The 23,899-nt window shown below is 38.5% G+C and carries 19 protein-coding genes; 15 read left to right on the top strand and 4 right to left on the bottom strand.

Annotation, left to right across the window (positions count from 1 at the left end; genetic code table 11):
• The first annotated feature begins 34 nt into the window (after nucleotides 1–34).
• Genes ABJH90_RS15345 through ABJH90_RS15330 form a run of 4 tightly spaced genes read left to right on the top strand, consistent with a single transcriptional unit; the run spans nucleotide 35 to nucleotide 5,295 of the window.
• Nucleotides 35–895, top strand: coding sequence for an MBL fold metallo-hydrolase (locus ABJH90_RS15345; protein ID WP_348140897.1), 861 nt, complete (start codon nucleotides 35–37; stop codon nucleotides 893–895).
• Complete coding sequence (locus ABJH90_RS15340; protein ID WP_348140895.1) at nucleotides 879–1,775, top strand: SMP-30/gluconolactonase/LRE family protein; 897 nt, start codon at nucleotides 879–881, stop codon at nucleotides 1,773–1,775. The genes ABJH90_RS15345 and ABJH90_RS15340 overlap by 17 nt, the downstream gene beginning before the upstream one ends.
• Nucleotides 1,776–1,788: 13 nt before the next feature.
• On the top strand, nucleotides 1,789–3,417 hold the full coding sequence (locus tag ABJH90_RS15335) for a S8 family peptidase (protein ID WP_348140893.1): 1,629 nt from the start codon (nucleotides 1,789–1,791) through the stop codon (nucleotides 3,415–3,417).
• Between the two features lie 12 nt (nucleotides 3,418–3,429).
• Entirely contained in the window at nucleotides 3,430–5,295 is a 1,866-nt protein-coding gene (locus tag ABJH90_RS15330; protein ID WP_348140891.1) for a M1 family metallopeptidase, read from the top strand.
• 37 nt (nucleotides 5,296–5,332) lie between these two features.
• Here the strand turns inward: ABJH90_RS15330 and ABJH90_RS15325 are convergent, their stop codons facing one another.
• Together ABJH90_RS15325 and ABJH90_RS15320 are read right to left on the bottom strand one after the other, a co-directional pair.
• On the bottom strand, nucleotides 5,333–6,538 hold the full coding sequence (locus tag ABJH90_RS15325; protein ID WP_348140889.1) for a succinylglutamate desuccinylase/aspartoacylase family protein: 1,206 nt from the start codon (nucleotides 6,536–6,538) through the stop codon (nucleotides 5,333–5,335).
• Nucleotides 6,539–6,541: 3 nt separating this feature from the next.
• Nucleotides 6,542–8,392: a CBS domain-containing protein gene (locus tag ABJH90_RS15320; RefSeq protein WP_348140887.1), complete on the bottom strand. Its 1,851-nt coding sequence runs from the start codon at nucleotides 8,390–8,392 to the stop codon at nucleotides 6,542–6,544.
• A 128-nt stretch (nucleotides 8,393–8,520) separates the two neighbouring features.
• On the opposite strand from ABJH90_RS15320, the gene rnpA reads away from it, so the two are divergent.
• From rnpA to ABJH90_RS15265, 11 genes are all read left to right on the top strand, one after another.
• On the top strand, nucleotides 8,521–8,910 hold the full coding sequence (rnpA, locus tag ABJH90_RS15315) for a ribonuclease P protein component (protein WP_348140885.1): 390 nt from the start codon (nucleotides 8,521–8,523) through the stop codon (nucleotides 8,908–8,910).
• On the top strand, nucleotides 8,891–10,519 hold the full coding sequence (locus ABJH90_RS15310) for a S41 family peptidase (protein WP_348140883.1): 1,629 nt from the start codon (nucleotides 8,891–8,893) through the stop codon (nucleotides 10,517–10,519). Before rnpA ends, ABJH90_RS15310 begins: the two co-directional genes overlap by 20 nt.
• Before the next feature lie 273 nt (nucleotides 10,520–10,792).
• Nucleotides 10,793–11,638, top strand: a complete 846-nt coding sequence (locus ABJH90_RS15305) for a fumarylacetoacetate hydrolase family protein (protein WP_348140881.1) — start codon at nucleotides 10,793–10,795, stop codon at nucleotides 11,636–11,638.
• A gap of 13 nt (nucleotides 11,639–11,651) precedes the next feature.
• Complete coding sequence (locus ABJH90_RS15300; RefSeq protein WP_348140879.1) at nucleotides 11,652–12,533, top strand: SMP-30/gluconolactonase/LRE family protein; 882 nt, start codon at nucleotides 11,652–11,654, stop codon at nucleotides 12,531–12,533.
• Nucleotides 12,530–13,312 carry an SDR family NAD(P)-dependent oxidoreductase gene (locus tag ABJH90_RS15295; RefSeq protein WP_348140877.1) on the top strand — a complete coding sequence of 261 codons (783 nt, stop codon included), beginning with the start codon at nucleotides 12,530–12,532 and terminating at the stop codon, nucleotides 13,310–13,312. Before ABJH90_RS15300 ends, ABJH90_RS15295 begins: the two co-directional genes overlap by 4 nt.
• An 89-nt stretch (nucleotides 13,313–13,401) precedes the next feature.
• Nucleotides 13,402–15,045 carry an alpha-glucan family phosphorylase gene (gene glgP, locus ABJH90_RS15290; RefSeq protein ID WP_348140875.1) on the top strand — a complete coding sequence of 548 codons (1,644 nt, stop codon included), beginning with the start codon at nucleotides 13,402–13,404 and terminating at the stop codon, nucleotides 15,043–15,045.
• A gap of 35 nt (nucleotides 15,046–15,080) precedes the next feature.
• Nucleotides 15,081–15,941: a fructosamine kinase family protein gene (locus ABJH90_RS15285; RefSeq protein WP_348140873.1), complete on the top strand. Its 861-nt coding sequence runs from the start codon at nucleotides 15,081–15,083 to the stop codon at nucleotides 15,939–15,941.
• 85 nt (nucleotides 15,942–16,026) lie between these two features.
• Nucleotides 16,027–18,135, top strand: coding sequence for a PQQ-binding-like beta-propeller repeat protein (locus tag ABJH90_RS15280; protein ID WP_348140871.1), 2,109 nt, complete (start codon nucleotides 16,027–16,029; stop codon nucleotides 18,133–18,135).
• Nucleotides 18,136–18,251: 116 nt separating this feature from the next.
• A complete protein-coding gene (locus ABJH90_RS15275) occupies nucleotides 18,252–19,313 on the top strand; it encodes a Gfo/Idh/MocA family oxidoreductase (protein ID WP_348140869.1) in 1,062 nt (353 codons plus the stop codon).
• Between the two features lie 54 nt (nucleotides 19,314–19,367).
• A complete protein-coding gene (locus tag ABJH90_RS15270; RefSeq protein ID WP_348140867.1) occupies nucleotides 19,368–20,846 on the top strand; it encodes an acyl-CoA synthetase in 1,479 nt (492 codons plus the stop codon).
• A gap of 123 nt (nucleotides 20,847–20,969) precedes the next feature.
• Complete coding sequence (locus tag ABJH90_RS15265; RefSeq protein ID WP_348140865.1) at nucleotides 20,970–22,487, top strand: hypothetical protein; 1,518 nt, start codon at nucleotides 20,970–20,972, stop codon at nucleotides 22,485–22,487.
• 42 nt (nucleotides 22,488–22,529) lie between these two features.
• Here the strand turns inward: ABJH90_RS15265 and ABJH90_RS15260 are convergent, their stop codons facing one another.
• Entirely contained in the window at nucleotides 22,530–22,970 is a 441-nt protein-coding gene (locus ABJH90_RS15260; RefSeq protein WP_348140863.1) for a GNAT family N-acetyltransferase, read from the bottom strand.
• A gap of 3 nt (nucleotides 22,971–22,973) precedes the next feature.
• The gene (locus tag ABJH90_RS15255; RefSeq protein ID WP_348140861.1) at nucleotides 22,974–23,897 is read right to left on the bottom strand and encodes a cation diffusion facilitator family transporter; all 924 of its coding nucleotides are present in this window, start codon (nucleotides 23,895–23,897) and stop codon (nucleotides 22,974–22,976) included.
• Nucleotides 23,898–23,899 lie beyond the last annotated feature (2 nt).

Below are 23,899 nucleotides of genomic sequence, written 5' to 3'. Positions count from 1 at the left end.
TTTTGTTATTTTGCAGCCGACTCAGAATACATGAATGATCTTATATCCCATTGAAACCGGAAATTTTAAATTGGATGGAGGCGCAATGTTTGGTGTAGTACCCAAATCATTGTGGAATAAAACCAATCCGGCAGATAGCAATAATATGATAGATATTGCCGCCAGAAGCCTTCTTATAGAAGATGGCAACCGGCTCATTCTTATTGATACCGGCATGGGGAATAAACAATCAGAGAAATTTTTTAGCTATTACTTCAGATGGGGAAATCATTCCATGGATGCTTCCCTGAAAAAAGAGGGGTTTGTCCGGGATGACATTACCGATGTATTTATGACCCATCTTCATTTTGACCACTGTGGAGGCAGTGTTCAATGGAATAAGGATCATACAGGATATGAACCTGCCTTTAAAAATGCGAATTACTGGACTAACAAAGACCACTGGAATTGGGCCACCCGTCCCAATCCAAGGGAAAAGGCTTCTTTTCTTAAGGAAAATCTGTTCCCAATGGAAGAAAGCGGCCAGTTAAAATTTATAGATCAGGCAGAACAACCCTATATAAAAAACTCGGAGTTGGGGTTTGGAATTTTGTTTGTCGACGGGCATACAGACAAACAGATGTTACCCCATATCATTTATAAAGGCAAGACCCTGGTTTTTATGGCAGATTTACTGCCAACAGCGGGACATATTCCGGTACCATATATCATGGGCTACGATACAAGACCCTTGCTAACGCTTAAGGAAAAGGCAACTTTCTTAAACACCGCTGCAGACAATAATTTTTATTTGTTCATGGAGCACGATGCGCATAATGAAGTATGCACCGTTGCACATACCGAAAAGGGAATCAGACTTAATAAAAGCTACACATTCAATGAAATTTTTAGTTAAGTCCTTTCTAATTCTGTTTTTTATTTATCCTCTTTGCAGCTGTAAAGAGAAGGAACCGCGGAGCGAAGATTTTACAGCAGAGTTTGCTTTCACAGCCGGCATTGAAGGGCCTGCCGTAAACGAAAATGGAGACCTTTTTGCCGTAAATTTCGCTAAGGAGGGTACCATTGGTAAGGTAAATAAAGATGGGGAAGGTGAAATTTTTATTAGTTTACCGGAAGGCAGTATTGGCAATGGCATACGTTTTGATCTTGATGGGAATATGTTTATCGCAGATTATTTGGGTCATAAAGTATACAGAATTAAAAAAGGCACCAAAATCCCTGAAGTATGGGCACAGGATTCAACTATGAATCAACCCAATGACCTTGCCATTGGCCCCGGAGGGGTTATTTACCTCAGTGATCCTAATTGGGCTGAAAGCTCGGGTAAGCTCTGGATGGTTACCCCTGAAAGAGAAATTTTGTTATTGGAAGAAGGAATGGGAACGACCAATGGAATAGAAGTTAGTCCTGACAATAAAACCCTTTATGTGAATGAATCTGTACAGAGGGTGATTTGGAAATATGATATTCAGGAGAACGGAAAGCTAATCAACAAAAAGAAATTCATAAACTTTGCAGATTTTGGACTGGATGGAATGCGATGTGATATGCAGGGAAATCTGTATCTCACACGTTATGACAAAGGTACTGTAGCTATTGTATCTCCGGAAGGCAAGGTTCTGAAAGAGGTGCTATTAAAGGGCAAGAAGCCCTCTAACATTGCCTTTGGTGGGGAAAAAGGACTTAATTGTTATGTTACAATGGCAGACAGAGGTTGTCTTGAAACATTTGTAGCTTTATCGCCCGGAAGTTATTATAATAAAATACATCACTAAATATAAATTTAATATGACTCTTAAACATTTAAAATCGGCTTTTTATACGAGCCTTGTTGTGGTTTTTCTTGCCGGATGCGGCAGTACAGCTCTGGTATTGACCCCACTTGAAAATATTGATACCACACCGCTAAAAATATCCGAACTCACAGATGCAGAGAATAAATCATGGGGGCACGCAGATTTAATTTCGGATACCATTCCAGGTATCAGCCTCAACAAAGCTTATAATGATATTATTAAAAATAAAAAAGGTAAAAAAGTTATCGTTGCCGTATTGGATTCGGGTATTGACCTGGATCATGAAGATCTTGATGAAGTTATCTGGACCAATAAAGGTGAGCGCGCCGGTAACGGTTTAGACGATGATAATAATGGTTACATTGATGACATACACGGATATAACTTTTTAGGTGAAGCTTATGATGAACAATTAGAATATACAAGAATCATTAAGCTTAAAATGGGCGATACTGCTATTCAGGAAAAAGCTAAAGCCGAACTACAGACAGAGTTTTCAGAAGCAAAGCAAAACAAAGAGCGTTATGAACAAATTCTAAGTTCTGTAAAAGAGGCAGATGCCGCTATAAAAAAACATTTGGGAAAAAATGACTATTCCAAAAAAGATGTTTTTGCCATTAAAACAGAAGATCAGGCCTTGCTTCAATATATTACAGGAATTAAGCAGATGTATAATTTTGCTGATAGTATCCCTGACGTTTTTAAACAACTTAACGAAGGGATCACCTATTTTTCAGCACGTATAAATTACCATTTGAATGTGGATTTTGACGGCAGGAAAATAGTTGGTGATGATCCTTATGACCTTATGGATTTGGGTTATGGTAACGGAAATCCTAAAAATAGGGTAAAAGATGAAAGTCATGGAACACACGTTGCCGGCATTATTGCCGCCGAACGCAACAATGGGCAGGGAGTAAACGGAGTTGCTAACAATGTGGAAATAATGAGCATCCGGGCAGTACCCAACGGTGATGAATACGATAAAGATATCGCCCTTGGAATCCGATATGCTGTTGATAACGGGGCTCAAATTATCAATGCAAGTTTTGGTAAATCCTATTCTCTGAATTCAGATTGGGTTTATGACGCTATAAAATACGCCGCAGACAATGACGTGCTTATTGTGCATGCCGCTGGCAACGATGGCCTGGACCTGGATGATCCCAATAATACAAACTTTCCAAATGATCATGCCGATATTAACGGTACTGAAATAGCAGACAATCTTATCACCATAGGTGCCCTAAATGATAAATACGGTTCAGAAATGGTTGCTTCATTTTCTAACTATGGAAAAATGAATGTTGATGTTTTCGCGCCCGGCGGACATATCTATTCAACAATGCCTGAAAACAATTACGAGTTTCAAGGCGGTACTTCAATGGCTGCACCAATGGTTTCAGGAATCGCAGCACTAATTCGCTCCTATTACCCAAAACTTAAGGCTGCTGATGTGAAACGTATCTTAATTGAATCCGGATTGAGTTCCAGTACTTCAATTGTTTTGTCCGGAGATGCAGAAAAATCTAAACCTTTTGATCAGGTTTCTAAATCGGGAAAGATGGTCAACGCCTATAATGCCTTAATAATGGCGAGTAACATGTCTAAAAGCTTATAATTTTTATATTAAATGGTTTTAAAGAATAAATTCCTCATATTCAGTTTTGTCCTGTTCGCAGGCTTAGGAAGTCTGCAGGCTCAAACAAATCATTCATATTGGCAACAACATGCTGACTATAAAATGGAAGTGGTCATGAATGTTGAAAACTATCAATATACAGGGACTCAAACTTTGGTTTATACAAACAATTCACCTGATGATTTAAACAGAGTTTATTTTCACATGTACTTTAACGCATTTCAGCCCGGGAGCGAAATGGATATTAGATTGCAAAATATTCAGGATCCTGATGGGAGAATGTTTGTAGAGGGCCAAAGTCGGATTGCTAATCTCAATCCCGATGAGATAGGTTATTTAAGAGCTTCATCACTGACTCAGGACGGTGAGGATGTTTCTTTCAGTCTTGAGGGTACAGTACTTGAAGTACAATTGGTAAAACCGATTCCTGCAGGAGGTAAAAGCACATTTGATATGAAATTTGAGGGACAGGTTCCTCTGCAAATTAGACGTTCCGGAAGGAATAATTCTGAAGGTGTGGCGCTATCTATGAGCCAATGGTATCCTAAATTAGCCGAATATGATTTTGAGGGTTGGCATGCGGACCCTTATATCAGCAGGGAGTTTCACGGAGTCTGGGCTGATTTTGATGTTAAACTTACACTAGATAAAAATTATATAGTAGGGGGAAGTGGCTATTTACAAAACCCTCAGGAAATTGGTCATGGCTACGAAGCGCACGGCAGTAAAGTTAAAAAACCTCGGGGTAAAACGCTTACCTGGCACTTTAAAGCTCCTATGGTGCATGATTTTATGTGGGCTGCCGACCCTGAATATATTCATGATTCACTAAAAATGGAAAACGGGCCTACCCTGCATTTCTTTTATAAAAATAAGCCGGAGCTGCTTGAAAACTGGAAAAATTTACAGCCAAAGACTGCAGAAGCAATGAACTTTTTCAACGAGAATATTGGTAAATATCCCTATGATCAGTATTCAGTAATACAGGGTGGCGATGGCGGTATGGAATATGCCATGGCTACGCTTATTACCGGGGAGAGAAAGTTTGAAAGCCTTGTAGGCGTTACAATTCATGAAATGGCGCACTCCTGGTTTCAGCATGTATTGGCTACAAATGAATTAAAACACGAATGGATGGACGAAGGCTTTACGCAATTCATTTCGAGTTTATGCATGAATGAAGTGATGAAGCAAGAGAAAGACAATCCTTTTGAAAGTGCGTATAACAGCTATTACTCGTTAGCACAATCAGGGAAAGAGCAACCCCAGGCAACTCATGCCGACAGATATAAGATTAATGCAGCCTATGGCATTTCAGCTTATAACAAAGGTTCAATATTTTTATCCCAATTGGGGTATGTCATAGGGCAGGATAAGTTAATGGAAACATTAAGATCCTATTACGATAACTATAAGTTTAAACATCCCATCCCAAATGATGTAAAAAGAACGGCTGAGAAGGTTTCTGGAATAGAGTTAGGCTGGTATCTTACCGATTGGACAGAAACTACAAATACCATTGATTATGGAATAAAAGAAGTTCAAGCCGAAAGTAATAAAACCAAAATAATCCTGGAAAGAAAAGGCCTTATGCCAATGCCAATTGACCTTCTTTTGGTTTATGAGGATGGAACAAGAGAAACTTTCTATACTCCATTACGTATTATGAGAGGGCAAAAAGATAATCCTTATCCAAATATTGAGAGAACAATATTACCAGATTGGCCCTGGGCGTATCCTACATTTGAGTTTGTGATAGATAAACCCATTAATACAATCAAAGCAGTGGTAATTGATCCTTCGCAGTTAATGGCCGATATAAACCTTGAAAACAATATTTGGCAAGCTTCTGAGTAATTAAGCATTCAGGCTCAGAATAAATTCAAAAAAACAATTACTTTTTATACCAAAAGGAGTCTTTGTACATCTCATTTTTGGCGGCCCTTTCCCTGTTATTCAATATTAAATGGGTTTCATCTACCATTCTGTTCCTATACCCTAAAAGGTGAAAAAAAGGTTTACTAAAGAACATGGCTACTTTTAAATTTACCATGAGCTTATCACGAGTCCCATTTGACCATGAAACTCCGGGAAGTAATGCCAGAAAAGAATCAAATTTTATTCTGCGCAAAAATGCTGAAAATGATAATACCCATCCGGGTATTTTGCGAATAAGAAAAAATCCTTCTTCACCCTGAGCCTGATAGAGAGGCATGAACACTATGGTGTCTTTATACGCAGTAATCTGTTCCCCATTATGATTAGCCATTGTTATGCCTTTCTGTAATTTTTCAAAGCTGCGAAAACCGGGTAACATTTCAAAGTTATCAGACGAAGTAATACGATGTCTGTGAATTATCTCATAGAAAATATTATTCCCTTTTGCCGCCAACTTGAGTTCTTCGTGATAATTTTTATAGTCAGGTACTTGTTCTTTAGTAAGCACTCCACAATAAATCATTGCCAACCAGATAAAGGAAATTGTATTTGTTACAGCCTCTTCCGTGAAGTGCTGCCCGGATTCAAATCCCAGGGAAACATATCCTTTCTCATTTATATAGTTTAATAACGGTCCTTCCAGATATTCTTCTATCCCCAGGATTATGGGCACAGGAAATAAACGAGCAAATTCCCGGTTTATTAAGGCGTCATTTATTGTGATAAATGGCAAAGTAGGGCTCGAGGTGGTATGAAAATCAATGAAGTAGTAGGGGGGTGCGTGAGTCGCAAATATATCTGAAATCAGTTGATGTATTTCAGATAATTCTTTTTCTTCAACTGAACGTTCTGGCTCGCTTCTTTGTTCAATCTCATCTATCCCCGAATGTGTCCAAATTCGATTTAGATCATGGTCTAAAAAACGTTTCTTTTCGACCAGAGCAGGTAAATTGCCCTTAATTCCAAAAACCGATCCTTTTATATGCTCCTCGCCGGACTTCAATTGCCTGAATACTTCTTCCAGAGCTTCAACACCAGAAGGTTCATTTCCATGTATTCCTCCAAAAAAGACCAGGGTAGGGCCCATTTCCTTGCCAGAGAGGTGGCCTATTATTCTTTCGGTTTTTAGTCTTTCTGTAGCCTTAGCCTGGATTTCATCCATGAACTATAAATCATTGGTTGTTATAATTCCAATTAATTTTTTTCCTTCAACCACAGGTAAACAATTAATATTATTAGAACTCATAAGTTCTTTGGCCTCTTTTAAAGGTGTTTCAGGGGTTGCTGTAATCAAATCCCTGGTCATTAGCGAACTAATACTTTTTTTAAGTTTAGCCGGGTTGTCCATATAATTTTGTACATCTGTCCATGTTAATAACCCACTTAGGTCCAGATTATTGTCTAATATTGGCGCATGGTGGATATTTTTCCAAAGCATCATTTTTAAAACTAATTCTGCACTGTCATTCTCCTGAGCGGAAATCGTTTTTCTGTTCATGCGATCTTTCACTTTAAGGTGACCTTCAGGAATCTCAAATTCATCTCCCCTGGGTAATTGCCAAATATCTACAGTATAGTGCTTTTCCCGTCGCTCGTACATCGTGGCTACCAATATCTTAACCGCATCCGGTATTTTATGTTTTTCTTGGAGTTTTCGGAATGATTTTACCATCCATTGAGAACCATTATTTGAACGAATTCTATTTTCAATAATGGACAAATAACGTTCTGCGTCTCTTGGTTCAACACCCATGCTATAAAGTCCTCTGAAAGCCATTGGCAAAAAATGATCAAGTAGTAATTCCTGGCTGCTAATCAATTTTCCGTCCCACTGAAACTGAGCGGCCATTCCATACCTGGCGGCGTTGAAGAAATTGCCCTTTACATCTTTAAAATTCATTTTCTTATGAATTTCCTCAAATGCTTTTGGCCGTCCCATCATTACCCCTACCCATAGCATCATATTTGCAATTTCATCATTTGTGGTAGGGCCCGATGGCATATATCTATTCTCAATCCTAACGTGAGGTACGTTGTCTGTTACCCCGTAACAAAGCCTGTTCCACTTATAAATGGTCCCATTGTGAAGCCCTAATGCTCTTAATTTTGGTGTTTGCCCACTTTTAAGCAAGGTCATACTATCGGTATCAAAGTCGGTAGTTATAAGGCTTCTAAATCTGATAACAGCATCTTTATAAAAATCTGCTACAGATCCTGTAACCCAATCATTTCCAAAACCTACTCTGGCTTCCTTTTCATTTAGTATGAAGGTGCTCGCCCTGGTATCAACACTTTGGGTAAACAAGGCAATTCGCGTTTCTTGCCATAATTCCTGACCAAGTAGCAAGGGAGAATTGGTACATACAGAAAGTACCGGACCTGCAATAGCTTGGGCCCAATTATAGGTGTCTGCAAAATTATCCGCGTCAATTTGAAGATGTGATTGAAAGCTTGTATTACAGCCTTCATACAGTATGGTGTTGTGATGAAGGTTAACCTCATCTACCCCTTTTATATGTAGCTCAATATCCTCTTTCCTGATGTCTTTAATCGCTTCGTTTAAAACCTTATAGCGCTTTAAAGGGGTCATATATGAATTTTCTAAAAACTTCGTGTCTACGGTAGGCAAAATTCCGGTTAGAATAATTTTGGTGCCGTGTTTTGCTGCACTTGATTTGGCTTTCTCAAGCAATTCTTTTAATTGTTTGTGCAGCACAGAAAAACATTGATCATTCAATATGAGAGGATCTAAATTGATCTCCAGGTTATAAAGCGTTAACTCGGAAGTAAAGTGTGGGTCATTTATGTCTTTGAGGATTTTATCCGCTTTATCAGTAGGTTCCCAGTTTTCATCAACCAGACAGAATTCCTGCTCTGCGCCAATTCGAACGGGCCTCTTTTTAAACATTCCGGTTTCCAGCATATATTCAAGTGCTTCAATATCAGTAAGCAATTGATCAATATAACCAACTTTATCCTCGTTCCTGGTGAGCTTCTTTACATTCAATTCCCCCATAATAAGTGGTATTTAGGCGTATAATCTTGAAATATAATCCAATGCAAGATAAAATCCTAGCACAGGGAAAAATATGATAATTATCATACTGCCAGGGCATGGTTTTTATTGTTTAATTTAGCGGCATTATGTCTTCAAAATTTCCAAAAAAAGAAAAATTAAAAAGCGAGAGCCTTATTCATGGCATTTTTGAAGAAGGAAAATCTATTACCAGCTATCCCTTAAAATTAATCTATTTGGATATGAAAGTCCCCGCCAAAGTAAAAGTTCAATGTGGATTTACCGTGCCCAAAAGAAATTTTAAAAGTGCAGTAAAAAGAAATCGTATTAAAAGACTGTTAAGGGAAAGCTACAGGCTGAACAAAGAGCAAATTTTTAACAACATCGAGGGAAGCTTTGCGTTTCTATTTTTATACCTTGGAAAAGATATGCCTGAATACGAAGAAGTAGATAAGAAAATGCAGGTAATTCTCAAACAATTTTTAATAAAAGTAACTAATGAAAACCCTATTAAGTAAAAAAGTACTGATACCGACGCTGGCGGTTGTCATGCTTATCGTTGGAAGTAGTTTTAAAAGTGATTTTTTTGAAATTGCTAAACAAATAGAAATTTTTACCACTCTTTTTAAGGAATTAAACATGAATTATGTAGATGAAACCAACCCTGCAGAACTTATGGATACCGCCATAAAGAATATGTTGGATGATCTGGACCCATATACTAAATTCTTAAATGAACAGGACGTTGAGGCTTATAAAATAAATAATGCGGGAAAATATTCCGGCATAGGGTCTTTGGTCCGTTCATATGATAGCGCACTGGTAATTATTGAGCCATATAAAGGCTATCCGGCAGATAAAGCAGGTTTAAAAGCCGGAGATGAAATCATTAAAATTGGAGACATATCCATTTCAGATTTTAAAGATGATGCAAGTGAATTATTAAAAGGAGCAAACAATACCAAAGTTGAAGTAACCTATCAAAGACAAGGTAAAACAAATACGACCACAATTGAAAGAGAGGCTATAGAAGTTGATGCCGTGCCCTATTACAACATGGTAAATGAAAATACAGGGTACATAGTGCTTTCCAAATTTAATGCAAAGGCATCTTCTCAGACAAAGGCGGCTCTTCGCGATTTAAAAGGGAAAGGTGCTGAACAAATTATTTTAGATCTTAGAGGAAATCCCGGAGGGCTCTTATCTGAAGCTATTAATGTTACAAATCTCTTTGTGGCCAAAGGCGAATTAATAGTAACTACCAAATCCAAAGTAAAAAAATTCAACCGTGAGTACAAAACCAAAAATCAACCTGTAGATGAAGACATCTCATTGGTTGTCCTGGTAAATGGCGGAAGTGCATCGGCCAGTGAAATTGTTTCAGGAAGTCTGCAAGACTTGGATCGCGCAGTAATTATTGGGGCGCGAAGTTTTGGCAAGGGACTGGTTCAGCGACCTCTCCGGCTTACCTATGGTACCCAATTAAAAGTTACTATCTCCAGATATTATACACCTTCCGGACGTTGCATTCAATCTTTGGATTATTGGAACAGAGATGAAAAAGGGAACGCTGTAAAAACCACAAAATTTAATGAGTTTAAGACAAGAAATGGCAGAAAAGTTGAAGACGGCGGAGGGGTAATGCCGGATATTGAAATAACTTCACTAAAAACCAATGCGCTAACCAAAGCTCTTTTAAGCAATAGTGTTGTTTTTGATTTCGCTACCAATTATTATTATCAAAATAACATTGCAAGTATTGACGACTTTAGCTTTAATCCTTCTGACTATGAAGATTTTAGAAAATATGTTTCGCAGAGCAATTTTAAATTTGAAACAAACACAGAAAAGGCTCTAAAAGAAGCAATTACCGGTGATGATAAGGCCATATTTGGCGCAGATATCCAGGATAGCTACAAAAACCTGTTAGCAGAAATTAATAACCGTAAACTCAACGCTCTCGAAACGTATCAAAAGGAAATTCAGATAAATCTTCAGGACGAAATTATCAAGCGCTATTTTTATAGAGAAGGCCTTTATCAGTATTATTTAAAAAATGACGAGGCCATATTAACCGCTGCCAGCCTGATGGATGATAATACAAAATACCAGGCCATTTTAAGATAGAGACCTGTCCCGGCTTAGATTTCTCAAACCTGGTCATCTTCACAGACTAAATAGAATATTAATCTCAGGAGTTTTTTGTCTTGTTTTTTAAAAATTTCCACTTACCTTGTTATTGTCTCTTTTTTCTGGTTCAGGCAAATGATTTAGGCTAGTGTCAATTGGTCATAAAACCTGCTAAGAAGGATATATAAGTTTAAGTTTGCTTTTTTAGTTTTGATCTCTTGAAAAACTGAATACTATTGATACGAAACCAATCATACCAAAAACCCAACTATGAAACTAATACGCTTTGGTGAAAAAGAAAATGAAAAACCCGGTGTTCTATATCAGGGCAAAAGATTAGACTGTTCAAAAGAATTCAGGGATTGGGACAGGAATTTTTTTCAAAATAGTGGTTTACAAAGACTTGAGAAGTACCTGGAATCTAATGTGGCTCACTTAGAGGAGATTCCTGATACTGTAAGACATGCGCCATGTATCAGCAGGCCCGGAATGATTATGTGTATAGGTCTTAATTATTCTGAACACGCTGCAGAATCTAATATGGCGATTCCCGAAGAACCAATAATTTTTGGTAAAGCTACCAATACCTTAAGTGGCCCGTATGATGACGTAGCTATTCCAAAAAATTCTACCAAAACAGATTATGAAGTAGAGCTCGGGGTGGTTCTGAATAAAAATGTACTCTACCTTAAAAATGAGGCAGAGGCCGCCGAAGCTATTGCTGGATATTGCGTTATAAATGATTTGTCTGAAAGATCATTTCAATTGGAAAAAGGAGGGCAGTGGATCAAGGGTAAATCATGCCCTGGATTTAGTCCGGTTGGCCCCTACCTGGCAACTCCTGATGAATTAGGAGATCTCGATAATTTAAAGATGACGCTGTCTGTAAATGGGGATTTAAGGCAAAATGGCAATACCTCGTTTATGATCTTTAGACCTGCATTTATTATTTATTACCTGTCCCAATTTATGCTTCTTGAAGCTGGCGACTTGATTTCTACAGGAACGCCTGCCGGAGTTGGTATAGGTTTAGATCCGCCTTCTTACCTTGCAAAAGGAGATTTGGTTGAGTTAGGCATTGAAGGGCTTGGGACACAAAAGCAAAACATGATTTAAATCTATTTAGAGAGTGCAGAAAGCAAATCTTGTTTATGATGCAAAGGCAACTCTTGGAGAAGGTCCTTTTTGGGATCATGAATCTGAGCAACTATTTTGGGTTGATATCGAAGCCGGTATCCTTCATCGGCACGACTTAAATACTGCTAAGAATTCTAAATGGGTTTTTGATGAAATGATAGGTGCGGTAATTCCGGTTAGTGCGGGAAAGTTACTTTTAGCAACGGAGACCGGAATGACTTCCTTTAATTACCAGACTAATGAGCTCAAACGCCTGGCTATCCTGGAAAACTCCGATCAAAATTTAAGGTTTAACGATGGTAAATGTGATTCCAATGGCAACTTCTGGATAGGAACCATGCATAAAAATCTTAAGCCTCGCTATGGTAACCTGTTTAAGGTAGATAAAGATTTACAGGTCACTTTACAAATTAAAGACACTTCAATATCTAATGGAATGTCATGGTCCCCGGATAAGACTAAATTTTATTATATTGATACCGCTGTTTATGAGGTATGGGAATATGATTTTGATGTTTTGGCCGGTGAAATTTCCAATCGTAGAACCCTGTTCAAAATCCCCAAATCCTATGGTGGAGCAGATGGAATGACAATAGACCAGGAAGGAATGCTATGGATTGCTCATTGGGGTGGTGGTTGTGTGAGACGTTGGAACCCAAAAACGGCTGAAGTTGAAGAGAGAATTGTTGTTGATGCACCCCATGTCACTTCTTGTTGTTTTGGAGGAAAAGACTTGAAAACTTTATATATAACAACAGCCCGAAGCGGCATGTCTGAAGATAACCTTAAGTTATATCCGCAAAGCGGAGGGCTCTTTAGTTATAAAGCAAAAATTGGTGGTTTTAAAGTTAATTGTTTTAAAGGCAATCTATGATTTACGCAGGAATAAAGGAAAAAGTTGCAATCATAACCGGAGCTGGCATGGGTATAGGTTATGCCATAGCCGAATTATTACTCAAAAATGGCGCAAAAGTAGTTTTAAATGAGGTTGACAAAAAGGTAGTAGAAAATACATTGATAAGTCTGGAAAAAAAATTTCCTGATAGTTGTTCTGTTTTTATAGGCGATGCCGGGGATGTCGAGGTAATCGACAAACTTATTCTTTTTACCTTGGAAAGGTTTGCTAGAATAGATTTTGTTATTCCAAATGCCGGGATTACCTTATTTGGTGATTTCTTTAAATTTAAGCCACATGAATTCGACAAAGTAATAGGCCTTAATTTAAAAGGTGCTTTTTTCCTGGTGCAAAAAACCGGAGAAATCATGAAAATACAAGGGGATGGGGGTCGTGTAATTCTAATGTCCTCCATTACAGGTATCAAAGGATATCCCGATTTAACAGCCTATTCCATGACCAAAGCTGCCTTGCAAATGATGGCTAAAAGCCTGGTGCTTGCCCTTGCGCCTCATCAAATTACAGTTAATGCTATTGCCCCTGGTGCAACCCTTACAGAACGTACAAAAGAGGAAGAACCAGACTATGCCGGAACCTGGGGTAAGCTTATCCCAAGAGGTATAGTTGGAAAACCAAATGACGTAGCGGAAGCCTGTCTTTTTCTGCTTTCAGAAGGAGCAGCACATATAAATGGCCAAACCTTGGTTGTAGATGGTGGCTGGACCGCAATTGGCCGTTATCCTGAAGACCTGGATTAGTTTATGCCATAATACCAAAAAAAAGATTCTTTCAGACCTGATTCATTTCTATTATTTTAAATTAGTGGCTTCTTAAAAAACACCTTTTTATGTCAAGTAAATACAATACATGGTATCATCCTTATAAAACCGACACAAAATATAAAAAAAGAGCAGCCTATTTTAGTATGGAATTTGGAATTCATCAGGCGCTTAAAATCTATTCCGGAGGCCTGGGTTATCTTGCGGGGTCTCATATGATTTCAGCAATGGAATTGAAGCAGAATATGATAGGAATAGGAATGCTTTGGAAATATGGGTATTATGACCAGGGCCGAAACACCGATCAGACCTTACAAACCAGTTTTATTGAAAAACACTATAATTTCCTTGAAGATTCCGGAATAGAAGTAGAGGTAAAAATTCACGATAACCCTTCCGTTAAAGTGCGGGCATATGTTCTTAAACCCGAAGTGTTTCGCTCTGTGCCTATCTATCTGCTAACCACAGATGTCCCCGGTAATGATCATTTGTCTAAGACAATTACGGATCATTTATATGACAACAATACATTAACACGCATCTCGCAAAATATTGTGCTTGGCGTTGGAGGCGCTAAGGTTGTTCAGGAATTAGGGGGGGCAGACATATATCATTTAAACGAAGGGCATGCTTTACCTGCATTTTATTACCTGCGCAATAATGGAATTAATAAAAATCAAATGTTTTTTACCACGCATACTCCTGAAAAAGCTGGTAACACGGAGCGAAATGGGCATCTGCTGAATAGTTGTGGTTTCTTTGGAAGAACACTTACAGAAGAAGAGTTGCAAAAAGAAGTGGTTAATGATGATATGCTAAACTATACGGTAGCTGCACTCAGGATGGCTAAAAGGGCTAATGCTGTTTCTAAGCTCCATGCGGTTGTAGCCAACAATATGTGGAATAGTTTTGAGGGAACAAGTAAAATTATCCCGATAACCAATTCCCAAAACCAGCGTTTTTGGCAGGATAGTGTTCTTGCTAAGGCCTGGAAGGCTCTTAATGAAAAGGCCTTTAAAAAGCGAAAGCTGGAATTAAAATCCCAGCTTTTTGATGTTGTGTTAGATCAGACGGGGAAACTTTTTGATCCCAATGTTCTTACTTTAGTCTGGGCAAGAAGGTTTGCTCAATATAAACGGGCAGACCTATTATTATATGATCTTGAGCGTTTTGAAAAACTTGCGTCTTCATTAAACTATCCGGTTCAGATTATTTGGGCAGGGAAACCATATCCTACAGATTATTATTCTATAGACATGTTTAATCACTTAGTAAATTATACAAAATATAAACCGAATATGGCAGTCCTTATCGGATATGAAATGGAGCTTTCTCGAAAACTTAAAACAGGTTCCGATGTATGGTTGAATACTCCAAGAATTACCCGGGAAGCTTCTGGAACCAGTGGAATGACTGCTGCCATGAATGGCTCAATAAACTTAACCATTAATGATGGCTGGATCCCGGAATTTGCTGTAGATGGAGAAAATTCATTTGTTCTTCCCGAAGCGGATTATAAATCTCCTGCCTGGGAACAGGATAAATTTGACAGCGATAATCTCTATAATACTCTGGAACAGCACGTTCTTCCGACGTTTTACGGGAATCCCAAGAAATGGCAGGAAATGGTTTTTAAAGGAATTGATGGGGTTGTGCCGGCCTTTACAAGCCGCAGAATGGCTGATGAGTATTATAAAATTCTTTATAAATAAAAGAGAATGCCTGAGAGTCTTTTTAATTAAGAAAAATGAAACCCGAGCTTAAGGATACTATTGGTTTGCTCCTTGGAGCCAAAATCAAAAACTGTGTGCCTGTTTCAGGTGGTGATATTTCCAGGGCTTTTTTGCTATATACAGATTCTGATCGTGTTTTTTGCAAATTAAATAGTTCTTCGACAGCCAGGTCCATGTTTGAAGCAGAAGCGGATGGTTTGGAAGCAATTACTAAAACCAAAACCTTAAAAACCCCTGTTGTTTACGCAGTTAATGAGTTAGAAGAAGGAGCTTGTTTGTTAATGGAGTATGTCCCCTCCAAAAGCCCTGAATCTAAGGATTTGGAGGTTTTTGGCGCTCAACTAGCGGCAATGCATCAAAGCAGTTCCGATTATTATGGGTGGGATAGTCCAAATTTTATTGGGAATTTACCACAGTCCAACCAAAAACATGACAATTGGGTTACATTTTACATAAAAGAGCGATTAAGTCCGCAATTTCAAGCTGCTATAAATCAAAAATTATTAACTAAAGATGATGTCCCCGGTGTTGGGAAACTTCGAGCTGTTATCAATTCCTATTGTCCCGATGTTAATCCATCCTTGTTGCATGGCGATTTATGGAGTGGAAATTACTTAATTGCTGAAAATGGTGTGCCCTATCTTATAGATCCGGCTGTTTATTTTGGACATAGCGAAATAGATTTGTCAATGTCACGTCTTTTTGGTGGTTTTGGTGCTTCTTTCTATTCTGCTTATTTTGATATTAATCCTTCTCAACCAGATGAGTCTAATCGTATGGCAATCTATCAATTATACTATTTACTAGTCCATTTAAATTTGTTTGGAGCGTCTTATTACAAATCAGTAAAAGAAATCCTGCAAGAGTATTTCTGATAAAACCTGTATTGGCTTATGTCAAAATATAGCTAGCTAAATTTAGATTCTTTTAATACTTTTAAAAACAGTAAAGTATAGAAGAATGTATTTAAGGAATTACTATTATATTGTTTTTTTTATAACCTTATTTGTTTCTGGTTGTCAAAATTCTGAAGAGCCTGTTAAAGGGAAATCAAAATACACTACCTGGTCTTCTTATTTAGGTGGTCCTGACAGAAATCACTTTTCCGCCCTTTCCCAAATAACAAAAGAAAATGTAGGCCGCCTGAAAATTGCCTGGCAATACGAGGCCCCGGATTATGGACAGATGCAAATGAACCCTATAGTTGTAGATACTATTTTATATGGTGTTACGGCGGCTCTTAGGGTAGTTGCTCTCCAGGCTGAAACCGGCAAAGAAATATGGCGATATGGTGATTCTTTGCAAGTATGGCATTCAACAAGCCGTGGAGTTTCCTATTGGGAGGAAGGAGAAGATAAACGAATTCTGTTCACAAAAGGCCCTGAATTATTTGCTTTAAATGCCATCACCGGAAAACCCATTACAGAGTTTGGAGTTAATGGCAAGGTTGATATGCATATAGGTATGCCAGAAACGGCAAAAGATAAGTTTGTTATATCAAATACGCCGGGGACTATTTTTGAAGACCTGATTATTATGCCTCTTAGGGTTTCTGAGGATGTAGGCGCTGCACCCGGGAATATTATGGCTTTTAATATTAAAACAGGAAAACTTGAATGGGTTTTTCATGCCATTCCTCTCCCGGGGGAGGCCGGCAATGAAACCTGGGAGGATACAAACCCCTTGGTTGGAGCGGCAAATAATTGGGCCGGGATGGCGGTTGATGAAGCCAGGGGTGTTATTTACGTACCCACAGGTTCTGCTGCTCCGGATTTTTACGGGGGAATACGAAAAGGAAGTAATTTATTTGCCAATTGCTTGCTGGCTTTGGATGCTAAAACGGGCAGGCGTCTATGGCACTTTCAATTAACACATCACGATATTTGGGATAGAGACGCGCCGGCGCCTCCTAATTTAATCACCATTACCAGAAATGGTAAAAAAATCCCGGCTGTAGCCCAGGTTACAAAACAGGGTTATGTATATGTTTTTCACAGAGAAACCGGTAAGCCCTTGTTTGAGATCAATGAAGCGCCTGTCCCTGCCTCTACCCTAAAAGGAGAAAAAGCCTGGGAAACGCAGCCATTTCCGGCATCTCCTAAGCCTTTTGCGCGTCAATCTTCAGAATTGACAGAAAATGATGTCAGCCCCTATGCTAAAAACCAGGAAGAGCTCAAGGCTATATTAAGTGCTGCGGATAAGCGTATTTATGCCCCGCCCAGCCTCAAACCGGTTTTACTTTTCCCAGGATATGATGGTGCAGCCGAATGGGGAGGTGCTTCGGCTGATCCCAAAGATGGTATTTTATATGTTAATTCAAATGAAATGCCCTGGATATTGCAAATGGAAGAAAACAAACCTGAGCTCGAAAATCTTTCCTATGGAGAAAGTGTTTATCAAAAATACTGCGCTGTTTGTCATCAAAAAGACAGGAGCGGAATGGCTGCAAGCGGATTCCCCTCTCTGATAAATATTAGCAATAAATTAAGCAAAGAGGAATTACTTAAACAAATTAAACTTGGAAAAGGTATGATGACCGGTTTTCCACAATTAACATCAAGCGAAAAAGAAGGTCTTATTAGTTTTCTGATGGATGAAAACGACAAAAAAGAGGTAGGATCCAACCTTTCTGTGTCAGAAGAAATTCCATATAAACATAAGGGATACAATAAGTTTTTGACTAGTGATGGTCTTCCGGCTATTTCGCCTCCTTGGGGAACTCTCCATGCTATTGATCTCAATTCAGGAGAATTTATCTGGTCCGTACCTTTCGGTGAAACTCCCGAATTAAAAGAACAGGGATATCCAACAACCGGAACAGAAAATTATGGCGGTGCCGTAGTTACAGAAAATGGCCTGTTATTTATAGGGGCCTCTAAAGATGGTTACTTCAGGGTGTTCGACAAACATAACGGAAAGGTTCTTTGGGAATATAAATTGCCTGCTGCGGCTTTTGCAACGCCGGCAATGTATCAGGTCAATGGGAAACAGTATATTGCTATTGCCTGTGGAGGGGAAAAATTGGGTACAGAAAAAGGAAATCAGATAGTAGCGTTTTCTTTAGATTAGTCTAGCCCATTTTTATATGGTGATGGCTTATGTTCCCTAAATTAAATTTAAGGGGACTGGTTTTAGATATATAAAAAGTATGCTATTTTTAAACCTTTGTGTTAAACAAACTGAATATGGAAAAAATTAGAATCCTTGTTGTGGGTTGTGGAAATATGGGCACCAGTCACGCTCGTGCTTACCACAAATTACCAGGTTTTGAAATTGTAGGTTTGGTTAGTAGAAAACCAGAAAGTCGAGAACGTCTATCTAAGGAATTGGGGGGCTTGCCTAAATTTGGTGATTTTAAAGAGGCTTTGGAGACTACCAATGCAGATGCAGTAGCCATAAGTACTTATCCCGATACTCACGCAGCCTATGTTAGGAAAAGCCTGGAGGCCGGGCTTCATGTTTTCGTGGAAAAACCCATTGCTTTAACGGAAAAGGAGGCTCAAGAGCTTGTTGATTTGGCTAAAGAGAAAAGGAAAAAATTAGTCGTTGGTTATATTTTAAGGGTTCACCCGGCCTGGACGAAATTTGTGGAAACAGCACAAACTCTTGGTAAGCCCTTGGTAATGCGCATGAACCTTAACCAACAAAGCTCTGAAGAAAAGTGGTATACCCATAAACAATTAATGCATTCAATGTCGCCAATTGTTGATTGCGGGGTGCATTACGTTGATATTATGTGTTTAATGACAGGGGCACAACCCGTAAGTGTAAGTGCCATTGGAGCCCGATTAACCGAAGAGATAGCTGCTGATATGTATAATTACGGGCAGCTACAGGTGCGTTTTGATGACGGTTCCGTTGGCTGGTATGAAGCTGGTTGGGGGCCTATGATAAGTGAGACAGCATTTTTTGTAAAAGATGTTATCGGGCCTAAAGGTTGTGTTTCAATTGCTGATGAAAAAAAGGGTGATTCAGATGATGTTGAAGGTCATACCAAAACGGGTGGTTTAATTTTACATTTTAGTGAGCTGGATGCAAATGGAAAATTTATTAAAAAAGACATGTTGGTCAGCACTGAAGATGAACCGGATCACGATGGGCTTTGTTTGTTGGAACAAGAATATTTCTTAAGATCGATTCAAAAAGATCTTGATATGACCAATCATTTATCCGATGCTGTTAACAGTTTAAAAATTGTACTTGCTGCTGATAAATCTTTTAGAACTGGCGAGACAGTTCATCTGTAAGTTCTATGAATCATCTTTTTCTGGATTAATTGATTCCGGACAATTTTTAAAACCATGATAGATCTTTTCCAAAAAGCCAAATTATATAAAGACAGAACTGCTGTTGTTTCTCATGGTAACAATTACACTTACCAGCAATTGTTGGTCCAATCCTCAGTTGTCGCTGCCAATCTTTTAAATAATTCACCAGATTTAAATGAAGCCAGGATAGCTTTTTTGGTGCCTCCGTCTTTTGAATATACGGCTGTACAATGGGGAATATGGGCTGCGGGTGGAATTGCTGTGCCTTTATGTGTACAACACCCATTGCCGGCAATGGAGTATGTCATAAAAGATTCCGGCGCCAAAGTTATACTGGTACATAAAGATTTCCAGGATGTTCTTGAGCCGCTTAAAGCAAACGCAGACCTGTTCATAATTCCTCTAATGGAGATCTTTAAAGAGAAATCTTCGGCTCTTCCGGATTTATTACCCAATAGAAGGGCTATGATGTTGTATACAAGTGGCACCACAAATAAGCCCAAAGGCGTGGTAACCACTCATGGTATTATACAATCACAGATTACTACGCTTGTAAATGCCTGGGAATGGGAAAAAGAAGATTATATTCTAAATATTCTGCCTTTACACCATGTTCATGGTATTATCAATGTATTGAGTTGCGCGCTTTGGAGTGGTGCGTGTTGTGAGTTTCATACCAAATTCGACGCTGAGAAAGTTTGGCGAGTACTTTTATCAGGAAAGATGACCCTTTTTATGGCCGTCCCTACCATTTACTATAAATTAATTGCGTTTTGGGAAAGTCAAAATAAAGAAAATCAAATGGAAATGTCTGAAGCAGCATCTAAGTTACGGCTTATGGTTTCAGGGTCTGCTGCCTTACCTGTTCCTGTTTTAATTAAGTGGAAATCTATTACCGGGCAAACTCTCCTGGAGCGTTATGGGATGACAGAAATTGGGATGGGGCTTTCTAATTCATATCGGTCGGAGAGACGTCCGGGCTATGTTGGACTTCCCTTACCCGGGGTAGAGCTGCGCCTGGTAGATAAGGATAATAATATAGTTGATGAAGATGTGCCTGGTGAAATACAAATCAAAGGGCCTTGCGTGTTTAGAGAATACTGGCAAAAGGAAGAGGCTACAAGAAAAGCCTTTACTGAAGATGGTTGGTTTATAACCGGCGATGTTGCTATGTTTCATAATGGGATGTACAAAATTTTAGGCCGTGATAGTGTAGATATAATTAAATCTGGTGGGTATAAGATCTCTGCTTTGGAAATTGAAGACGTCCTAAGAATGCATAATGACATAAATGATTCTGCCGTAATTGGAGTAGAAGACGAAGAGTGGGGAGAGATAGTTGCAGCTTGTTTGGTATCAAATAAAAAGTCCCTGGATTTTGACGAAATTTCTAAATGGCTTAAAACCAGGTTGCCTGCTTATAAAATTCCCCGCAAATATATCCTTCAAGATAAACTCCCGAGAAATGTTTTAGGTAAAGTAACCAAAAATGAACTTAAACCCCTTTTTTAATATGGATTTTTTAACCTGGTTTCCTTATGTAGGTATCGTCTTATTGGTTATTATAAATACCATTCTGGTTATGAAAAGAGATATTAAAGTTGACCGGAATAAGGATGATAACCCGCCAATATAATGGACTATTTAAAAGAGCATTATATTACACTCTTCCTTACTGCAATTTATGTTGCGGGCTGCCTGTATATCGGATGGCATTTTAAGAAGAAAGCAAGGCGGGGGGTAGAGGGTTATTTCGTTGCTAAAAGGGAAATTCCGGGTTGGGTTATTTCTCTGGCTTTTTTCTCTACCTCAGCAAGCACAAACACTTATATTGGCCAGGCTGGTATTTCATTTCAATATGGGCTCTCATGGGCTTGGATGGGGCTAATATGGACGTTCTTTTGTGTAATTTCCTGGCAGCTTTTAGGGCCCAGAATGAGATATCAAACTGCTCGTTTAAAGTCCTTTACAATTCCTGATTATTTTCACTTACGCTATAAAAGCAATTTAGCAAAGAGCATTCGTGTATTGTCTGCATTCATAATACTTTTTGCGACAATATGGTATATGGTAGGTATCGCCAAAGGTTGTGCTCATGTTCTTACTTCTGTTTTAGATGTTCCATATGAATATGGTGCTTTTGCAATTATTTTTATTACCTGTGTATATACCATTTGGGGCGGAATGTACAGTGTTTTATGGACTGATGCCATTCAGGGAATTATTATGTTTGGTGTAGCTATATTAATGTTGATGATCCCTTTTATTTATTTAGGTGGTGTTGATAATGTTTTAGATAGCATCACCTTTACAGAACACCTTACGAGCTCTGGGAAACCCATAGGTAATGGTCTTGTGGTTTTCGGTAAATTGGTGTCCTTTCTTTATATCCTTGGAATTGGGCTCTCAATTGGGATGAAACAGATTTCTGAACCTAAAAATCTTATTCGGTTTTACTCCATCAATAACGCAAAAAGTATGCGCTTCGCGATGATATGGACTCCTGTTTTTTTAGGTGTTTCGCTCATATGCGTAATGGGGTTGGGTGCTTTGGTACATGGGATGACCACTGTTGAGGAAGCGAATTATCTCATTAATAATACTGATGAAGTAATTGGTTTTATGCTGAATAAGTTTGATAACAAACTTGTTAGTGGTATTTGTGTTGCCGGATTATTCGCCGCAGGTATGTCTTCTTTGGCCTCTGTTATCATTATTATAGGTACTGCTTTTGTAAATGATATATGGCATGTGGTCAAACCAATGCCGGTTAATAAAATTATACCCAGGACCAAGTGGTTTATGGGGATTTATTGTCTTGTGGTTTATGTTCTTACCTTATATCCAATGGCGGGAATAGTAGAATTAACTGCATTTGCAGGGGCTGTTTTTGCGGCGAGTTTCTTCCCTGCAATTTTTGGTGGTCTCTATTTTAAATGGGGTACAGACCTCGGCGCCCTGGCTTCAATGGTTGTAGGTATGTTGGTGAATATTATTTGGCGATTCGGGTTTAGGTTTAGGTATCCGGCTCTGGAAGATATACACGAAATTATCCCGGCTTTTTTGTTTGCGCTGATAACTTATATTCTTGTTAGTTTGTTAAGTAAAAAACGAAGGCCGGACCAAAAGCACCTGGCTAATGTTTTTGACTAAAGCATTTATTGAAATAATAAGATTGTTTGTATAGAAATCAGACTATTCTTTTACCATAAGAACATGTGGGATATCATCTTCCAAATACGTTTCTCCAACAGCTGTGAAACCCAGGTCATTATAGAATTTCTGCAAATAACTCTGCGCTGAAAGATGAATGGTGGTCTCTCTAAAATTATCCTTAATGGCTTTTATTGAGGCCAGCATTATTTCCTTTCCATATCCTCCTTGCCTGCCGGATTTCCCCACCACCACACGGCCTATGCTCGCGTGATCCATATAATCGCCTCCTTTGAAAATACGGGTATAAGCAACTAGTTCATTTTTGTTTAATCCCATTACATGCAAAGCTTTGAAGTCTTTTCCATCCATATCCTGATATACACAATTCTGCTCCACTACAAAAACCTCAGCCCGTAATTGAAGAATCTGATAGAGTTCCTGATTGGTCAGGTCTTGAAAAGATTTTGTTTGAATATCCATCTATTAATCCTGTTCTATAACTTTTTTACTATCGCATTTGCCAAATTCAGGCTGTATATTCAAATGGTTAATTCCAAATTTATGATAGACTTCTTCTTCAATTTTTTCCAGGATTTGATCAAATTTTGACAGGTTAATGTCCTCATCAAAATCGACATGCGCTTCCAGGTGTACCTCGTCCTCATTTAGCTGCCAGATATGCACATGGTGTACGTTTTTTACAGCTTGTATTTTAGTGATCGCTGATACTATTTGTTGAACTTCTATGGTATTCGGGGTAAAAAGCATTAAAACTCTGGTAGAAGATTTCAAAAGGTCATAACCCATATAAATAAGGTAAAGTGCAATTGTGATAGTTAGAACAGGATCTACCCAATATAGCTCATAAAACTTCATCAACAACCCACCTATTAGAACAGCAACAGAAGCCATCATATCAGTAAATAAATGAAGGTATGCAGATTTCATGTTCATGTTTACATCTGCGTCTTTCTTAATTAAAAGAACACTAAATCCATTTGCTGCAATTCCTAACAATGCCAGCCAAATAACCAAATTCGATTCAATTTCAATGGGGTTTACAAATCTTTCGATCGCCTCTTTTACTAATATTATTGCAACAACAATTAAGGTTGAAGAATTTACAAAAGCTGCAATTATTTCGGCTCTCTTATAGCCAAAAGTTTTGTTTACAGAGGCTTTTTTTCTTGATAATAATGTGGCCGCATAACTTATAATTAAGGATAAGACATCGCTAAAATTGTGGAGGGCGTCAGATAACAAAGCGAGGCTTCCTGATATAATTCCTCCAACAACCTGGGCAAGAGTTATTACTATATTGAGTAATATAGTAATAAGCAGATTTCTTCCTTTTAAATCGGGATGGTTATGGGAATGTGAGTGATTATGAGAATGTGAATGGCCCATGT

This window comes from Eudoraea sp. (genome assembly GCF_039969275.1).
GTDB lineage: Bacteria > Bacteroidota > Bacteroidia > Flavobacteriales > Flavobacteriaceae > Eudoraea.
The sequence above is the reverse complement of the archived record's forward strand: the minus strand, read 5'-3'. Positions and strand labels throughout refer to the sequence as shown.

Bases quoted from the DNA above. Each gene is read 5' to 3' on its own strand.
- ABJH90_RS15345 (WP_348140897.1), top strand. From the start codon at position 35: ATGATCTTATATCCCATTGAAACCGGAAATTTTAAATTGGATGGAGGC.
- ABJH90_RS15340 (WP_348140895.1), top strand. From the start codon at position 879: ATGAAATTTTTAGTTAAGTCCTTTCTAATTCTGTTTTTTATTTATCCT.
- ABJH90_RS15335 (WP_348140893.1), top strand. From the start codon at position 1,789: ATGACTCTTAAACATTTAAAATCGGCTTTTTATACGAGCCTTGTTGTG.
- ABJH90_RS15330 (WP_348140891.1), top strand. From the start codon at position 3,430: ATGGTTTTAAAGAATAAATTCCTCATATTCAGTTTTGTCCTGTTCGCA.
- ABJH90_RS15325 (WP_348140889.1), bottom strand. From the start codon at position 6,538: ATGGATGAAATCCAGGCTAAGGCTACAGAAAGACTAAAAACCGAAAGA.
- ABJH90_RS15320 (WP_348140887.1), bottom strand. From the start codon at position 8,392: ATGGGGGAATTGAATGTAAAGAAGCTCACCAGGAACGAGGATAAAGTT.
- rnpA (WP_348140885.1), top strand. From the start codon at position 8,521: ATGTCTTCAAAATTTCCAAAAAAAGAAAAATTAAAAAGCGAGAGCCTT.
- ABJH90_RS15310 (WP_348140883.1), top strand. From the start codon at position 8,891: ATGAAAACCCTATTAAGTAAAAAAGTACTGATACCGACGCTGGCGGTT.
- ABJH90_RS15305 (WP_348140881.1), top strand. From the start codon at position 10,793: ATGAAACTAATACGCTTTGGTGAAAAAGAAAATGAAAAACCCGGTGTT.
- ABJH90_RS15295 (WP_348140877.1), top strand. From the start codon at position 12,530: ATGATTTACGCAGGAATAAAGGAAAAAGTTGCAATCATAACCGGAGCT.
- glgP (WP_348140875.1), top strand. From the start codon at position 13,402: ATGTCAAGTAAATACAATACATGGTATCATCCTTATAAAACCGACACA.
- ABJH90_RS15285 (WP_348140873.1), top strand. From the start codon at position 15,081: ATGAAACCCGAGCTTAAGGATACTATTGGTTTGCTCCTTGGAGCCAAA.
- ABJH90_RS15280 (WP_348140871.1), top strand. From the start codon at position 16,027: ATGTATTTAAGGAATTACTATTATATTGTTTTTTTTATAACCTTATTT.
- ABJH90_RS15275 (WP_348140869.1), top strand. From the start codon at position 18,252: ATGGAAAAAATTAGAATCCTTGTTGTGGGTTGTGGAAATATGGGCACC.
- ABJH90_RS15270 (WP_348140867.1), top strand. From the start codon at position 19,368: ATGATAGATCTTTTCCAAAAAGCCAAATTATATAAAGACAGAACTGCT.
- ABJH90_RS15265 (WP_348140865.1), top strand. From the start codon at position 20,970: ATGGACTATTTAAAAGAGCATTATATTACACTCTTCCTTACTGCAATT.
- ABJH90_RS15260 (WP_348140863.1), bottom strand. From the start codon at position 22,970: ATGGATATTCAAACAAAATCTTTTCAAGACCTGACCAATCAGGAACTC.
- ABJH90_RS15255 (WP_348140861.1), bottom strand. From the start codon at position 23,897: ATGGGCCATTCACATTCTCATAATCACTCACATTCCCATAACCATCCC.